Below are 15,018 nucleotides of genomic sequence, written 5' to 3'. Positions count from 1 at the left end.
CCCGGCCACGAACCCGACCCGACCGGCCACCACGAACGACACGAGGGAACCAACATGAGGATCGGACTGATCGGCCTGGGCCGGATCGGCGCGTTCCACGCACGGACGCTGGCCGGCCTGGAGGGCGTGGACCAGCTGCTGGTCACCGACGTGCGCCCCGAGATCACGGCGCAGGTCGCCGCCGAGGTGGGTGCCGAGCCACTCGCCTCCCCCCGGGAGGTGTTCGACGCCGCTCCGGACGGCGTCGTCATCGCCGCGGCCACCCCCGCCCACCCGGAGCTGCTGCTGGCCGCCGTCGACGCCGGGCTGCCGGTCTTCTGCGAGAAGCCGATCGCCGGGCTCGTCGACGACGCCGTCGATCTCGCGGGCAAGCTGGCCGGGCGCGACGAGCGGGTGCACGTCGGCTACCCGCGCCGGTTCGACGCCGGGTTCGCCGCAGCCCGGGCGGCGGTCGCCTCCGGCGAGCTGGGCCGGGTGCACACGGTGCGCTCGACCACGCTGGACCCCGCACCGCCACCGGACGACTACGTCCGCGTCTCGGGCGGCATCTTCCGGGACTGCCTGGTGCACGACTTCGACGCGATCCGCTGGGTCACCGGCCGCGAGATCGTCGAGGCCTACGCGACCGGCGACCAGCACGGCGCACCCGTCTTCGCCGAGACCGGTGACGTCTCGACCGCCCAGGTACTGCTCACCCTGGACGACGGCTCGGCCGCCCTGGTGACCGGTTCCCGCTACAACCCGCGCGGTTACGACGTCCGCCTCGAGCTGCACGGTGACCGCGACTCGATCGCCGTCGGGCTCGACGACGGTCTCCCGCTGCGCTCCGTCGAACCGGGGGTGAGCTTCCCCGCCGGAACGCCGCACCGGTTCTTCATGGACCGGCTGGCCCCGGCGTTCCAGGCCGAGCTGACCGCGTTCACCGAGGTCGTCGACGGCACCCGGCCGTCGCCCTGCACGGTGGCCGACGCCATGACGTCGGGCTGGGTCGCCGAGGCCGCGACCCGCTCGATGCAGCAGCGCCGGCCCGTCCGGATCGAGGAGGTAGTCCGATGAGCGACAAGATCGCCGGTGCGCCCATCTCCTGGGGGGTCTGCGAGGTCCCCGGCTGGGGATACCAGATGGCGCCGTCCCGGGTGCTCGCCGAGATGCGTGAGGTCGGCCTGACCGCGACCGAGTTCGGGCCCGACGGGTTCCTGCCCGACGCGCCCGCCGAGAAGGCGGCGACCCTGGAGCAGCACGGCCTGCAGGCCGTCGGCGGCTTCACCCCGACCCTGCTGCACGTGCCGGGCCACGATCCGCTGCCCGGGGTCGAGCGGCTGCTGGCGGGCTACGACGCCGCCCGGGCCGGGACGCTGGTGCTGTCCGCCGACTCCGGCGGGACCGGCTACGACTCCCGCCCCGAGCTCGACGAGACCGGCTGGGCGCTGCTGCTGTCCAATCTCGACCGGATCACCGACTACGCCGCCGGGCGCGGGGTGAGCGCCGTGCTGCACCCGCACGTCGGCACCATGATCGAGAGCGGGGACGAGGTCGACCGGGTCCTGGAGGGCTCCACGATCCGGCTGTGCCTGGACACCGGTCACCTGCTCATCGGCGGTACCGACCCGGCGGCGCTCGCCCGGCAGGCGCCGGAGCGGATCGCGCACACGCACCTGAAGGACGTCGACCTCGGGCTGGCCCGCCAGGTGCAGGACGGCCGGCTGACCTACACCGAGGCCATCCGCAAGGGCATGTACCGGCCGCTCGGTGAGGGCGACGTCGATCTCGACGGCGTCCTGACCCACCTCAACCGGATCGGCTACGACGGCTGGCACGTGCTGGAACAGGACACCATCCTGCAGGGCCCGCCGGCCGGCGACGGGCCGGTCGCCGACGTCCGGACCAGCGTCACGAACCTGCTCAGCGCGCTCGTCGGGTGACCGATCGGGGCCGGTGCACCCGCACCGGCCCCGATCAGACCTCCAGGCCGACCAGGACGCCCACGGTGACCAGAGCCAGCACGACGGCGCCGTTGATGATCGGGTGTTCGGCGAGGATCGCGACGAACTCGCGCAAGGTGGCGCTGGGCCAGTAGTAGCGGGCCGTCGGGGAGCCGACGACCTGGCCGTTCACCCCGGCCCGCCGGGCCATCAGCGCGGCGCGGAAGGCGTGGAAGTTGTTCGTCACCACCACGCAGCGGTACTCCGGCCGCTGCTCGGTCATCAGCGTCCGGCTGAACCGCAGGTTCTCCTCCGTGGTCCGCGACCGGTCCTCGCAGAGCACCTGGTCCGCGGGCACCCCCTGCCCGACGAGGTAGTCGGCCATCGCGCGGGCCTCGGGCAGCGGCTCGTCCGGACCCTGGCCGCCCGAGGTGACCAGCAGCGGCGTCGACCCGCCCCGCAGCTCGCGGTCACGGACCGCGATCGCCCGGTCCAGGCGGCTCGCCAGCAGTGGCGGGACCTTCCCCCGGATCAGCCCCGACCCGAGCACCACCACGAAGTCCACGCCGGTCCGGGGCTGCAGCCTGCCGTAGACGGCGGCGTAGATCAGGAAGCTGCAGAACAGGAAGCCCAGGTAGACCGCGACGAGCAGCAGCGCGTACACGACGGCCACCACGACCTTGCCGCTGGTGTACTGCGCCACCACCGGCGAGGCCAGCACGGCGAGACACCCGAGACCGGCGAGCAACGACAGCAGGTTGGCCGGCCGCCGCCCCTCGCGGCGCAGCATCGTCGCGCCGTTCAGCAGCAGGAACCCCGCCAGCACGAGCACCGCGAGGCAGGCGAGGATCGCACCGGTCACCGTCACCGCGTCCAGCGCTCCGACGTCGAGCCGGTAGATCTCGCCGAACAGGCCCAGCAGCAGGCACACCAGGGCCAGCCCGAGCAGGACGGCGTTGCGGAACCGCCGCGGTTCCCGGTACACGCCGATCCCGACGAACACCGCGAGTACCGCCGCGACACCGTAGAAGATCGCCATCCGGTCAGCCCGTCCCGACGGTGCTCGCGGCCCGCCGCCGCTGCAGCAGTCCGGCCGCGACGGCCACGAACACCAGGATCACGACGAGGAACGCGACCTCCGCCGCGGATGCCCCGTCGTCCGGTGCGCGGTCGCCACCCGCCCCGCCGGACAGGACCGCGGGGACGGCGTTCCAGACCGTGTGGAAGGTGCACGCCGCCCACAGCCCGCCCTCGATCAGGGCGATCAGCGCGAGCAGGGCGCCGAGCGCGGCCGTCGTCGCCACGTAGACGACGTCGGCGTCCGGGTTCAGGGAGTGGCACAGGCCGAAGACCAGCGACGTCAGCAGCACCGCCGGGTACGTGCCGATCCGGGGCCGCACGGCACCCAGCAGGTAACCCCGGAAGAGGATCTCCTCCGCCGACGCCTGGACGGCGACCGTCGCGACGATCAGCAGCAGGACCCAGGCCGCGGGGAACTCCGGCTCCGGGCCGTCCGGTCCGTCGGCACCCGGAGTGCCGACGACGCCCGCGGCGACCTGGGCGACGACGAAGACCACCAGGGCCGCGGCCACCGCGAGGAGCACCCGCCGCGCCGGCCGTTCCGAGCGGAACCCGAGATCGGCCAGGGTGCGGCGTTCCCGCACCCGCATCCACACCAGGAGCAGCAACACCGGCGGGAGGAACGCGATCACGTTCGACAGCGTCAGCGCCTGCCAGCCGTCGGCGGGCAGGTCCGTCGCCCGCTGCAGCCCGATCCAGAGCAGCTGGCCGGCCAGCACCAGTGCGACGACCAGCACGACCGCCCCCGCCACGCGCAGCGCGGCGCCTCCGGCCGTGCGCTCCCGTGCACCGGGGCCCATCGGCGTACCTCCGTCGGTCGTGCTTCCGGCGCCCGGGACCGGGCGCACCACGGCGGGAAGGTAACGGCGGATCCGCGGTGCGGCCGCCCGACACCCTGGCGCCGGGGTGAGCCCCACCCGGTCCGGTGAGCGCCGGACGCCCGGACGTGGCTCAGACGACCAGGGACGTCTGCACGGTGTAGCGGTCCGCACGGTAGAGGTGGCGGCCGAGCTCGACCAGCACACCGGCGCCGTCGTACACGGCGAGCTCGGCGGTCACGCAGGCCAGCGGCGTGACCCCCTCCAGCAACGCCGCCTCGTCCTCGGTGGCCAGCCGGGCGCCGATGGTCTGGTGCGCGATCGCGACCTGGGCACCCTGCTCGCGCAGCAGGGCGTACAGCCCGCGCTGGCCCAGGACCGCGTCGTCCAGCTCGAACCGGGCCGGGAGGTAGTTCGTCATGATCGAGAGCGGCCGGCCGTCGGCGAGCCGCACCCGGCGCAGCATCTGCAACGGCTCGCCGGCGGGGAGCAGCTCGGTGAGGGCCGGTACGCCGGCCGTCGCCGGTGTGCACGGTTCGTGCGCGAGCAGTCGCGTCTCGGGCGTCCGGCCGGCGTCGGTCAGGTCCTCGTAGAGGCTGGTGAGCCGGACGTCGCGGTGGATCGCGGGCTGCACGACCTGGGTACCGAGACCCCGGCGCCGCACCAGCAGCCCCTTGCGCACGAGTTCCTGGATCGCCTGCCGCGCGGTCGGCCGGGCGAGGCCGAGCCGTTCGGTCAGGGTGACCTCGTTCTCCAGCCGGTCCCCCGGCCGCAACGAGCCGCCGTCGATCGCCGCCTCGATCGCCTGCGCGAGCTGGTGGTACAGCGGCACCGGGCTCGCACGGTCCAGCACGACGTCGATCTGGACGGCCTCGGAACGAGTGGCCATGCAGTCACTGTAGCGGGATTTCGGCGGTTGTCCTTATGTCTGTACAAACTATTGACCGGAACGCGGTTGGCGTCCTACCGTCGTCATCGTCATCACCGCAGACAGACGAGAGGTCACCGAGGACCATGACCGATCCCGCAGAGATCCTGACCTTCGGACGAGCCGGCGTGGACATCTACCCGCTGCAGGTCGGGGTCGGCCTGGAGGACGTCACCTCGTTCGGGAAGTTCCTCGGCGGGACGACCGCGAACGTGGCCGTCGCCGCCGCCCGGCTCGGTCGCCGCACGGCGATCGTCACCGGCGTCGGGGACGACCCCTTCGGCCGCTACGTGCGCCGGGAGCTGCACCGCCTGGGCGTCGACGACCGGCACGTCGTCACGAACTCCACCTACCCGACGCCGGTCACGTTCTGCGAGATCTTCCCGCCGGACGACTTCCCGCTGTACTTCTACCGCAAGCCGAGCGCCCCGGACCTGCAGGTCACCCCGGCCGACCTCGATCTCGGCGCGATCGCCGCGGCCGGTCTGTTCTGGCTGTCGGTGTCGGGCCTGTCGGAGGAGCCGTCGCGGTCGGCGCACCACGAGGCGCTGGGCGCCCGGGAGCGCGGCCACACCGTGCTCGACCTCGACTACCGGCCGATGTTCTGGGACACCCCGGCCGCGGCGACCGAGCAGGTGCAGAAGGTCCTCGGGCAGGTCACGGTGGCCGTCGGCAACCGCGAGGAGTGCGAGGTGGCGGTCGGTGAGACCGACCCGGAGCGCGCCGCGGACGCGCTGCTCGACGCCGGTGTGCAGCTGGCCGTGGTGAAGCAGGGCCCCAAGGGGGTCCTCGCGAAGTCCCGCACCGAGCGCGTCGTCTCCCCGCCGCTGCCCATCTCCCCCTACAACGGTCTCGGCGCGGGGGACAGCTTCGGCGGCTCGCTCGCGCACGGGCTGCTCGCCGGCTGGCCCCTCGACCGGGTGCTGAGCCGGGCGAACGCGGCGGGCGCGATCGTCGCATCGCGGCTCGAGTGCTCCACCGCCATGCCCACCTCCGCCGAGATCGACGTCCTGCTCGCAGGCGGCGACCCCAACCAGGACCGGTGACCACGATGAGCCCGACGGAACAGGCATTCGCCACGTCCTACGACGAGGTGCGCGAGATCCGGGCCACCGCGCCCGAGCGCATCCCGGCGCTGCTCGCCGCCCGGCGGCGACGCCCGTTCGTCCCGTCCGACGGCCGGCTGATGATCGTCGCCGCGGACCACCCCGCCCGCGGGGCGCTCGCCGCGCGGGGCCGCACCGACGCGATGGCCAGCCGCACCGACCTGCTCGACCGGCTCACGGCCGCCCTCTCCCGCCCGGGTGTGGACGGCATCCTCGGCACCGCCGACATCCTCGAGGACCTGCTCCTGCTCGGGGCGCTCGAGAACAAGGTCGTCATGTCGTCGATGAACCGGGGCGGCATCCAGGGCGCCTCGTTCGAGCTGGACGACCGGCAGACCGGCTACGACGTGCAGTCCACCGTCGACGCCGGGTTCGACGCGATCAAGACCCTCACCCGGGTCGATCTCGACGACCCCGGTTCGCTGCGCACGCTGGAGCTGTGTGCCCGGGTCATCACCGAGGCGAACCGGGCCCGGATCGTTGCCATGATCGAGCCGTTCATCTCCCGCCGGCTGCAGGGCCGGGTGGTCAACGACCTGTCCCCCGAGGCCGTCATCCGCTCGATCCACATCGGACAGGGGCTCGGCGGTTCCAGCGCCTACACCTGGCTGAAGCTGCCCGTCGTCGAGGAGATGGAGCGGGTGATGGAGGCGACCACGCTGCCGACCCTGCTGCTCGGCGGGGACCCGGCCACCGGGCCGGACGAGACCTACGCGTCCTGGAAGAAGGCGCTGGACCTCCCGTCGGTGCGCGGGCTCATCGTCGGGCGGACGTTGCTGTACCCGGAGGACGGCGACGTCGCCGCCGCCGTCGACACCGCCGTCTCGCTGGTCCGGCCGCAGGTGGTGCACGCGTCGTGAAGGACCTCGTCATCCCCGCCGGCGCCGCCGACACCGACGTCTACGAGCTCGAGATCACCCCCGAGAACGCGGGGTGGGCCCACTCCGGGCTGCGCGTGCTCGCGCTGCGCCCCGGCGGCTCGCACACCCTCGACACCGAGGGGGACGAGTACTTCCTCGTCCCGTTGTCCGGGTCCGCCTCGGTCACCCTCGGCGACACGACCCACGAGCTGACCGGCCGGGCGTCGGTGTTCGAGGGACCGACCGACTTCTCCTACCTGCCGGTGCGTTCCTCGGTCACGATCACGTCCCGCAGCGGCGGCCGGTTCGCCCTGTGCAGCGCCCGTACCGACCGGCCGCTGCCGTTTCGCTACGGGCCCCGTGAGGAGGTCCCGGTGGACCTGCGCGGCGCCGGGGGGTCCAGCCGTCAGGTCCGCAACTTCGGCGCCGCCGGGGTCTTCGAGGCGGCGTCGGCGATCTGCGTCGAGGTGATCACGCCCGGCGGCAACTGGTCCAGCTACCCGGCCCACAAGCACGACGAGGCCGGACCGCACGAGTGCGAGCTGGAGGAGATCTACTACTTCGAGATCGCACCGGGCCCGCAGCGCCAGCCCGGCCTCGGGTTCCACCGCACCAGCTCCTCCCCCGGGCACGAGATCGACGTGACCGTCGAGGTGCACGACCGGGACACCGTCCTCGTCCCGTGGGGCTGGCACGGTCCGTGCGCCGCCGCACCGGGGCACGACATGTACTACCTCAACGTGATGGCGGGGCCCGGCGAGGAACGCGCCTGGAAGATCACCGACCACCCCGACCAGGCCTGGATCCGCGACACGTGGGCCGGCCAGGAGACCGATCCGCGCCTGAGTGGAGGGCAGTGATGGCAGCGACGACAGGGACGGCGGGGGCGTCGGCGCCGGAGGGCACCGTCCGGCTCACCGTGGCGCAGGCGACGATCGCCTTCCTCGGCAACCAGTACTCCGAGCGCGACGGTGTGCGGCAGAAGCTGTTCGAGGGCTGCTTCGGCATCTTCGGCCACGGCAACGTGGCCGGTCTCGGCCAGGCGCTGCTGCAGGCCGAGCTGCAGGAGCCCGGACTGCTCCCCTACGTGCTCGGCCGCAACGAGCAGGCGATGGTGCACACCGCCGTCGCCTACGCCAAGGCCAAGGACCGCCTGCAGACCTGGGCGGTGTCGACGTCGGTCGGTCCCGGCGCGACGAACATGGTCACCGGGGCCGCGCTCGCGACGATCAACCGGCTGCCGGTGCTCCTGCTGCCCGCGGACACCTTCGCCGACCGTGCCGCGTCGCCGCTGCTGCAGGAGCTGGAGCTCCCGCACGCCGGCGACGTCACCGTCAACGACGCCTTCCGCCCCGTCTCGGCCTACTTCGACCGGGTCTGGCGGCCCGAGCAGCTGCCGGCCGCGCTGCTCTCGGCGATGCGGGTGCTCACCGATCCCGCCGCCACCGGCGCGGTGACCGTCTGCTTCCCGCAGGACGTGCAGGCCCAGGCGCACGACTGGCCGGTGGAGCTGTTCGCCGAGCGCACCTGGCACGTGGCCCGGCCCCGGCCGGAGGTCCGGGCGCTCGCCGCGGCCGCCGACCTGATCCGCGCCGCCCGCCGTCCGCTCGTCGTCGCGGGGGGCGGGGTGCACTACAGCGGCGCCGCCGACGCGCTGGCCGCCTTCTGCGCCGCCACCGGCATCCCGGTCGGGCAGACCCAGGCGGGCAAGGGCACGCTCGTGCACGACCACCCGCAGTGCCTCGGGGCGATCGGCTCCACCGGCACGACCGCGGCGAACGCGGTCGCCGCCGAGGCCGACGTCGTCATCGGCATCGGCACCCGCTGGTCGGACTTCACCACGGCCAGCCGCAGCGCGTTCCGCCACCCCGGCGTCCGGTTCGTCAACATCAACGTCGCCCCGATCGACGCGGTCAAGCACTCCGGGGTCTCGGTCGTCGCGGACGCCCGCGAGACGCTGACCGAGCTGACCCCGCTGCTCGACGGCTACCGGGTGCCCGAGGAGTTCCGGACCGGCTACACCGGCCTGGACGCCGAGTGGGCGGCCACCGTGCAGGCGACCTTCCACCCGACCGGTGGCGACACGGCCACCGCACCCGGGGTGCTCACCCAGGGCGAGGTGATCGGGCTGGTCAACGAGCTGACCGACCCGCGCGACGTCGTGGTGTGCGCGGCCGGTTCGATGCCCGGTGACCTGCACAAGCTCTGGCAGACCCGGGACGCCAAGGGCTACCACGTCGAGTACGGCTACTCCTGCATGGGCTACGAGGTCGCCGGCGGTCTCGGGGTCCGGCTCGCCGCCCCGGACCGGGACGTCGTCGTCATGGTCGGCGACGGGTCCTACCTGATGATGGCCACCGAGCTGGCGACCGCGGTGCAGGAGGGCATCAAGATCATCACGGTGCTGGTGCAGAACCACGGCTTCGCCTCCATCGGCGCGTTGTCGGAGAGCCTCGGCTCCCAGCGGTTCGGCACCAGCTACCGCTACCGGTCGGCGGGCTCCGGGCGGCTCGACGGCGACAAGCTGCCGCTCGATCTCGCCGCCAACGCCGAGAGCTTCGGCGTCCGGGTGCTGCGGGTGAGCACGGCCGCCGAGTTCGCCGACGCGCTCAAGACCGCCAAGGCCGCCGACGACAGCACCGTCGTCCACGTGGAGACCGACCCGCTCGTCGGGGCGCCCAGCTCCCGCTCGTGGTGGGACGTCCCGGTCTCCGAGGTGAGCGAGCTCGACTCGACCCGGGCGGCACGCACCACCTACGAGGAACGGAAGACCGACCAGCGCCCGTTCCTGCGTCCCAGCAGCTCCTGAGGAGGAAGCACCCATGACCAGCACGCTCAGCAGCCCGGCCGCCGCGTCCGGCGACACCGTCCGCACCCTGCACCACTGGTCCGGCGGGCAGCGCCTCGACGGCGCCTCCGGCCGGTTCTCCGACGTCACCGACCCCGCCACCGGCGCGGTCACCGCTCGCCTGCCGCTGGCCTCCGCCGAGGAGACGGCCGTCGTGATCGAGACGGCGAAGGCCGCCTTCCCGGCCTGGCGCGACACCTCGCTGGCCAAGCGGACCCAGATCCTGTTCCGCTTCCGCGAGCTGCTCAACGCACACGCCGGTGAGCTGGCCGAGATCATCACCAGCGAGCACGGCAAGGTCGTCTCCGACGCCGCCGGCGAGGTGGCCCGCGGCCAGGAGGTCGTCGAGTTCGCCTGCGGGATCGCCCACCTGATGAAGGGGTCGGCGACCGAGAACGCCTCCACCCGGGTCGACGTCCACTCGATCCGCCAGCCGCTCGGCGTCGTCGGGATCATCAGCCCGTTCAACTTCCCGGTCATGGTCCCGATGTGGTTCTTCCCCGTCGCGATCGCCACCGGCAACACCGTGGTGCTCAAGCCCTCGGAGAAGGTGCCCACCGCGGCGCTGCGGATCGCCGAGCTCTGGGCCGAGGCCGGCCTGCCCGACGGGGTGTTCAACGTCGTGAACGGGGACAAGACCGCGGTCGACACCGTGCTCACCCACCCGGACATCGCCTCGGTGAGCTTCGTGGGGTCGACCCCGATCGCGCAGTACGTCTACGAGACCGGGACCGCGCACGGCAAGCGCGTCCAGGCGCTCGGCGGCGCGAAGAACCACATGGTCGTGCTGCCGGACGCCGACCTCGACCTCGCCGCGGACCAGGCGATCAACGCCGGCTTCGGTTCGGCCGGTGAGCGCTGCATGGCGATCTCGGCGCTGGTCGCGGTCGGCGACATCGCCGACACCCTCGTCGGCAAGATCGCCGACCGGGCCCGCGCCCTGCGCACCGGCGACGGGCGGCGCGGCTGCGACATGGGCCCGCTGGTCACCGACGCCGCCCGCGAGCGGGTCTCCGGCTACATCGACGCCGGTGTCGGCTCCGGGGCGACCCTGGTCGTCGACGGCCGCGAGGGCGAGTTCGACGCCGACGGGTCCGGCTTCTTCGTCGGCCCCACGCTGTTCGACCACGTCTCCACCGAGGCCTCGATCTACACCGACGAGATCTTCGGCCCGGTGCTGTCCGTGGTCCGGGTCGACACCTACGACGAGGCCGTCGACCTGGTCAACAGCAGCCCGTACGGCAACGGCACGGCGCTGTTCACCAACGACGGCGGTGCCGCCCGGCGGTTCCAGAACGAGGTCGAGGTCGGGATGATCGGCATCAACGTGCCGGTCCCGGTCCCCATGGCCTACTACAGCTTCGGCGGCTGGAAGAACTCGCTGTTCGGCGACACCCACGCGCACGGCACCGAAGGGGTGCACTTCTTCACCCGCGGGAAGGTCGTCACGACCCGCTGGCTCGACCCCAGCCACGCCGGCGTCAACCTCGGGTTCCCCACCAACGCCTGATCTCCGGCACCACCCCCCACCGACCCCCCACGGGCGCCGCACGCGGCCGACGCCCGGCGGGCTGACATGTCCAGATAACGGCCGCACCTCGATGAGGAGGAAGTGCATGAGCGCTCACGGCGCTACCAACACACCAGCGGGCTTACCCCCGGACGTGCGCGGACCGCATTCGTCCCGGCTGGGGCTCATCGCCGTCGTCGCCACGTTCGGTGGTCTGCTCTTCGGTTACGACACCGGCGTCATCAACGGCGCGCTGGAAAGCCTGAAGGTCGATCTCGGCCTGACCGCCACGACCGAGGGCATCTCGGTCGGGATCCTACACATCGGCGCCGCGGTCGGGGCCTTCGTCGGCGGGATGATGTCCGACCGGCACGGGCGCCGGCACAACATCCTGTTGCTCGCGATCGTGTTCATGGTGGGCACGATCGCCTGCACCCTCGCTCCGAACTGGCAGGTCCTCACGGTCGCCCGGTTCATCCTCGGCCTCGCGGTCGGCGGCGCCTCGGCGACGGTCCCGGTCTACCTGGCCGAGATCGCCCCGGCGGAACGCCGTGGCCCGCTGGTCACGCGGAACGAGGTCATGATCGTCGGCGGCCAGTTCGCCTCGTTCGTGGTCAACGCGATCCTGTTCCAGATCTGGGGTCACGTCGACTCGATCTGGCGGGTCATGCTGCTGGTCGCGGTCCTGCCGGCGATCGCGTTGTTCGTCGGCATGCTGCGGATGCCGGAGAGCCCGCGCTGGCTGGTGGCCCAGGGCCGCACCGACGAGGCGCTGGAGGTACTGCGCCAGGTGCGGACGCCGGAACGGGCCGAGGCCGAGATGGCCGAGGTGCACCGCCTCGCCGCCGAGGAGGCGGAGAGCAGGACGGCGGGCTCCACCGACCTGGGGGTGCGCTGGATCCGCCGGCTCATCTTCATCGGAGCCGGGCTGGGCATCTTCCAGCAGCTGTCCGGCATCAACGCCGTCATGTACTACGGCACCGGGGTGCTGGCCGACGCCGGCTTCTCGGCGAACGCGTCGATCGCGTTCAACACGCTGAACGGGCTGTTCTCGCTGCTGGGCATCACCGTCGGCATCCTGCTGATCGGCAAGCTCAGCCGCCGGACGATGCTGGTCGGCGGGTTCTGCCTGACGACGTTCTTCCACCTGCTCATCGCCGGATCGGCGTTGCTGCTGCCCGAGGGCGACACGAAGTCGTTCGCCATCCTGATCTTCATGGTCCTGTTCGTGTTCTGCATGCAGGGCACGCTCGGCCCGCTGACCTGGCTGATCCTGTCCGAGATGTTCCCGCTGAAGATCCGCAGCCTGGCCATGGGCGTGTGTGTGCTGGCGCTGTGGCTCGGGACCTGGTTCGTCGCGACGTTCTTCCCGCCCTACACCGAGGCCGTCGGACTGGGCTACGCGTTCCTGACCTTCGCAGTACTCGGCGTGTTCGCGATCGCGTGGTGCTACAAGGTGGTCCCGGAGACCCGCGGCCGCTCGCTCGAGCAGCTGGAGAAGTACTTCCGTGAACGCTACAGCTGAGTCACCGACCCGATCGCAGAGGAGATCGTCATGTCCGTCCTGGTGACCGTCGCCGAGGGGGCGGAGGGGCAGGCCTCCCTCGCCGCCGGCGCGGAGGAGGCGAAGCTGCTCGGCACCGAACTCGTGGTGCTGAACCTGACCCTCGCCCCGCTGGACCGCAGCGGGCCGCTCGCCGACCCGTCGGTCGTCGTGATCGAACGCCGCGGGCCGGGGGACAACGACCCGGTCGACGCGGTGCTCGACGAGATCGCCGACCGCGGCGACGTGCAGCGCATCGTCATCGGGCTCCGCCGGCGGAGCCCCGTGAGCAAGGCGCTGCTCGGCAGCATCTCCCAGCGGTTGCTGCTGGAGAGCCCGGTCCCGGTCGTCGCCGTGAAACCGGGCGCCTGAGGTGGCGGCCGAGGAGATCGGGGTCGGCGTCGTCGGTGCCGGCTGGATGGGCCATCTGCACGCCCGGGCCTACGCCCGGGTACCCCACCACGTGGCCGGGCTCGCCCGCCGGCCGCGCCTGGTGGCGGTGGCCGATCCGGTCGCCGCCGCCGTCGACGACCACCGGCGCCGGTACGGCTTCGCGCGGGGCGTCGACAGCTGGGAACAGCTCGTCGCGGACCCGGAGATCGAGGCGGTGAGCTGCGCCGCGCCGAACAGCCGGCACCGGGAGATCGGTGTCGCCGTCGCCGAGGCGGGCAAGCACCTCTGGATCGAGAAGCCGGTCGGGCTCTCCTCGGCCGACACCGCGGCGGTGGCCGAGGCGGTGCACCGCTCCGGGGTGTGCGCCACGGTCGGGTTCAACTATCGGATGGTCCCGGCCGTCGCCCGGGCGAAGCGGGTGCTCGACGAGGGGTTGCTGGGCACGGTCACGCACGCCCGGTTCCGCCTGCTGACCGACTTCGCTGCCGACCCGTCCGGGGTGCTGAGCTGGCGGTTCACCGCCGAACACGGCGGAACGGGGGTCCTCAACGACCTGGCCGTGCACGGCGTCGACCTCGTCCGGTACCTGGTCGGTGACCTGGCGTCGGTCGTGGCGGACGGCGAGCGGTTCGTCCCGCGCCGGCCGCTCGCGGCGGCCGGATCGAGCCAGTACGTGAAGGGCGGCGACGACTCGCCCACCGGTGAGGTCGAGAACCTGGACTTCGTCTCGGTCCTCGGGCGCACCGGTGCGGGGGCGATCGTCACCCTGGAGGCCAGCCGGGTCGCGGTCGGCGACCAGAACGACTACGGGTTCGAGATCCACGGGACCCGCGGGCTGCTGTCGTTCGACTTCCGGCGGCCCGGCGAGCTGGTCGTGGCGGCCGGGGACCGCTACGTCGACCAGTCCGCCACGACCTGGGCGTCGGCTCCCGGTGACGGCGACTTCGCCCTGTTCCAGCCGGGTGCCGGGAATCCGACCAGCTTCGACGACTCGAAGGTCTCGGAGTGCGCGGCGTTCCTCGACGGGATCGCCCGCGGGCGCAGCGGCGGCGCGACGATCGACGACGCGCTCGCCGCGGCCCGGGTGCTCGACGCCGTCGCGCAGTCGATCGACAAGCGCGGCTGGGTCGATCTCGGGGCCTGAGGCCGGAACGCACGGAGCGCCTCCCCGGACACCCGGCGGGTCCCCCCACCCGCCGGGTGTCCGGGGACGGTTCGGGTGCGGCGCAGGTCGGCTAGAGGACGGTTCCCGGGATGGCCTCATACAGGTCCTGCAGCCGCCCGAGCAGCGGGTGCCCGGGATCGAACCGGTGGGTGTCGATCGACGCGATCGGCCGGACGCCGGTGGCGCTGGTGGCGAACACGGCGTCGACCCCGGTCAGGTCCCCCGCGCCGACGGTGGCGTCACGCTGCTCGATCCCGGCGTCGTCCAGCACGCCGCGCAACAGCGCCCGGGTGGTCCCGGCGAGCACCGGGCCGTCCGGCCAGACGATCCGGTCCCCCGTCACGAGGCCGACGTTCCAGGTGCTGCCCTCCAGCAGCGTTCCGTCGCCGGTGGTGAGCAGCACGTCGTCGACGCCGTCGCGGACGGCGAGGCGGCGCAGGTGCAGCGTCGCGAACAGTCCGGTGCTCTTGACCTCCGGCAGGTAGCGCCGGTGCACGGCCGTGCGCACCCGCAGCGCGGCGGCCGGCCCCGGCGGCGCCGCCCGTGTGGTCACGACCGGCCGCGGCGCCGCCGCGGCCCCGATCGTGCCGATCCCGAGTGCCGGGTCGGCGACGGTGACCCGCACGATCCGGCGGCCCCGGGCCGGCGCGGCGTCGCGGATCCGGGACCGCACCGCCGGCCCGTCGACGCCGGCCCCGAACACGGCGCGGCCGTCCCGGGCCAGCCGGTCCAGGTGCAGCTGCAGGCCGCGGACCCGGCGATCGGTGACGAGCATCGTCGTGAAGTGCCCGTAGCCGGTCGTGGCCAGCGCCTCGAGCACCCGGGCGTCCGCGTCGTCGGTCACC

At 72.9% G+C, this 15,018-nt stretch carries 14 protein-coding genes; 10 read left to right on the top strand and 4 right to left on the bottom strand.

The window, feature by feature from the left end:
- Positions 1–54: 54 nt before the first annotated feature.
- Positions 55–1,056: a Gfo/Idh/MocA family protein gene (locus AFB00_RS25390; protein WP_068799276.1), complete on the top strand. Its 1,002-nt coding sequence runs from the start codon at positions 55–57 to the stop codon at positions 1,054–1,056.
- A complete protein-coding gene (locus AFB00_RS25385) occupies positions 1,053–1,922 on the top strand; it encodes a sugar phosphate isomerase/epimerase family protein (RefSeq protein ID WP_068799275.1) in 870 nt (289 codons plus the stop codon). Before AFB00_RS25390 ends, AFB00_RS25385 begins: the two co-directional genes overlap by 4 nt.
- Before the next feature lie 34 nt (positions 1,923–1,956).
- Here the strand turns inward: AFB00_RS25385 and AFB00_RS25380 are convergent, their stop codons facing one another.
- The 3 genes from AFB00_RS25380 to AFB00_RS25370 all read right to left on the bottom strand — a co-directional run bounded on the left by AFB00_RS25380 (position 1,957) and on the right by AFB00_RS25370 (position 4,709).
- A complete protein-coding gene (locus tag AFB00_RS25380; protein WP_068799274.1) occupies positions 1,957–2,961 on the bottom strand; it encodes a YdcF family protein in 1,005 nt (334 codons plus the stop codon).
- Positions 2,962–2,965: 4 nt separating this feature from the next.
- Complete coding sequence (locus AFB00_RS25375; RefSeq protein ID WP_068799273.1) at positions 2,966–3,802, bottom strand: CPBP family intramembrane glutamic endopeptidase; 837 nt, start codon at positions 3,800–3,802, stop codon at positions 2,966–2,968.
- 151 nt (positions 3,803–3,953) lie between these two features.
- Complete coding sequence (locus AFB00_RS25370; RefSeq protein WP_068799272.1) at positions 3,954–4,709, bottom strand: GntR family transcriptional regulator; 756 nt, start codon at positions 4,707–4,709, stop codon at positions 3,954–3,956.
- 125 nt (positions 4,710–4,834) lie between these two features.
- On the opposite strand from AFB00_RS25370, the gene iolC reads away from it, so the two are divergent.
- The 8 genes from iolC (at position 4,835) to AFB00_RS25330 (ending at position 14,152) form a co-directional block, all read left to right on the top strand.
- On the top strand, positions 4,835–5,794 hold the full coding sequence (gene iolC / locus AFB00_RS25365; RefSeq protein ID WP_068799271.1) for a 5-dehydro-2-deoxygluconokinase: 960 nt from the start codon (positions 4,835–4,837) through the stop codon (positions 5,792–5,794).
- A gap of 5 nt (positions 5,795–5,799) precedes the next feature.
- Entirely contained in the window at positions 5,800–6,714 is a 915-nt protein-coding gene (locus AFB00_RS25360) for a class I fructose-bisphosphate aldolase (protein WP_068800650.1), read from the top strand.
- Positions 6,711–7,574, top strand: coding sequence for a 5-deoxy-glucuronate isomerase (gene iolB / locus AFB00_RS25355; RefSeq protein WP_068799270.1), 864 nt, complete (start codon positions 6,711–6,713; stop codon positions 7,572–7,574). The genes AFB00_RS25360 and iolB overlap by 4 nt, the downstream gene beginning before the upstream one ends.
- Complete coding sequence (gene iolD / locus AFB00_RS25350) at positions 7,574–9,523, top strand: 3D-(3,5/4)-trihydroxycyclohexane-1,2-dione acylhydrolase (decyclizing) (protein WP_068799269.1); 1,950 nt, start codon at positions 7,574–7,576, stop codon at positions 9,521–9,523. Before iolB ends, iolD begins: the two co-directional genes overlap by 1 nt.
- A 13-nt stretch (positions 9,524–9,536) precedes the next feature.
- Positions 9,537–11,072, top strand: a complete 1,536-nt coding sequence (locus tag AFB00_RS25345; RefSeq protein WP_068799268.1) for a CoA-acylating methylmalonate-semialdehyde dehydrogenase — start codon at positions 9,537–9,539, stop codon at positions 11,070–11,072.
- Positions 11,073–11,163: 91 nt separating this feature from the next.
- Positions 11,164–12,597 (top strand): sugar porter family MFS transporter, encoded by a 1,434-nt coding sequence (locus AFB00_RS25340; RefSeq protein WP_335726543.1) that lies wholly within the window; start codon positions 11,164–11,166, stop codon positions 12,595–12,597.
- Between the two features lie 30 nt (positions 12,598–12,627).
- The gene (locus AFB00_RS25335; RefSeq protein ID WP_068799266.1) at positions 12,628–12,987 is read left to right on the top strand and encodes a universal stress protein; all 360 of its coding nucleotides are present in this window, start codon (positions 12,628–12,630) and stop codon (positions 12,985–12,987) included.
- Position 12,988: 1 nt separating this feature from the next.
- Positions 12,989–14,152, top strand: coding sequence for a Gfo/Idh/MocA family protein (locus tag AFB00_RS25330; protein WP_231974066.1), 1,164 nt, complete (start codon positions 12,989–12,991; stop codon positions 14,150–14,152).
- A gap of 91 nt (positions 14,153–14,243) precedes the next feature.
- On the opposite strand, the gene AFB00_RS25325 is transcribed toward AFB00_RS25330, so the two are convergent.
- The gene (locus AFB00_RS25325; RefSeq protein ID WP_068800648.1) at positions 14,244–15,017 is read right to left on the bottom strand and encodes an aminotransferase class IV; all 774 of its coding nucleotides are present in this window, start codon (positions 15,015–15,017) and stop codon (positions 14,244–14,246) included.
- Position 15,018: the final 1 nt, after the last annotated feature.

This window comes from Pseudonocardia sp. HH130630-07 (genome assembly GCF_001698125.1).
GTDB lineage: Bacteria > Actinomycetota > Actinomycetes > Mycobacteriales > Pseudonocardiaceae > Pseudonocardia.
Note: the sequence above shows the minus strand (reverse complement) of the source record. Positions and strands in the feature narration are given on the sequence as shown.

Excerpts from the sequence above, each read along its gene's own strand:
- AFB00_RS25390 (WP_068799276.1), top strand. The coding sequence starts at position 55 with ATGAGGATCGGACTGATCGGCCTGGGCCGGATCGGCGCGTTCCACGCA.
- AFB00_RS25385 (WP_068799275.1), top strand. The coding sequence starts at position 1,053 with ATGAGCGACAAGATCGCCGGTGCGCCCATCTCCTGGGGGGTCTGCGAG.
- AFB00_RS25380 (WP_068799274.1), bottom strand. The coding sequence starts at position 2,961 with ATGGCGATCTTCTACGGTGTCGCGGCGGTACTCGCGGTGTTCGTCGGG.
- AFB00_RS25375 (WP_068799273.1), bottom strand. The coding sequence starts at position 3,802 with ATGGGCCCCGGTGCACGGGAGCGCACGGCCGGAGGCGCCGCGCTGCGC.
- AFB00_RS25370 (WP_068799272.1), bottom strand. The coding sequence starts at position 4,709 with ATGGCCACTCGTTCCGAGGCCGTCCAGATCGACGTCGTGCTGGACCGT.
- iolC (WP_068799271.1), top strand. The coding sequence starts at position 4,835 with ATGACCGATCCCGCAGAGATCCTGACCTTCGGACGAGCCGGCGTGGAC.
- AFB00_RS25360 (WP_068800650.1), top strand. The coding sequence starts at position 5,800 with ATGAGCCCGACGGAACAGGCATTCGCCACGTCCTACGACGAGGTGCGC.
- iolD (WP_068799269.1), top strand. The coding sequence starts at position 7,574 with ATGGCAGCGACGACAGGGACGGCGGGGGCGTCGGCGCCGGAGGGCACC.
- AFB00_RS25345 (WP_068799268.1), top strand. The coding sequence starts at position 9,537 with ATGACCAGCACGCTCAGCAGCCCGGCCGCCGCGTCCGGCGACACCGTC.
- AFB00_RS25340 (WP_335726543.1), top strand. The coding sequence starts at position 11,164 with ATGAGGAGGAAGTGCATGAGCGCTCACGGCGCTACCAACACACCAGCG.
- AFB00_RS25335 (WP_068799266.1), top strand. The coding sequence starts at position 12,628 with ATGTCCGTCCTGGTGACCGTCGCCGAGGGGGCGGAGGGGCAGGCCTCC.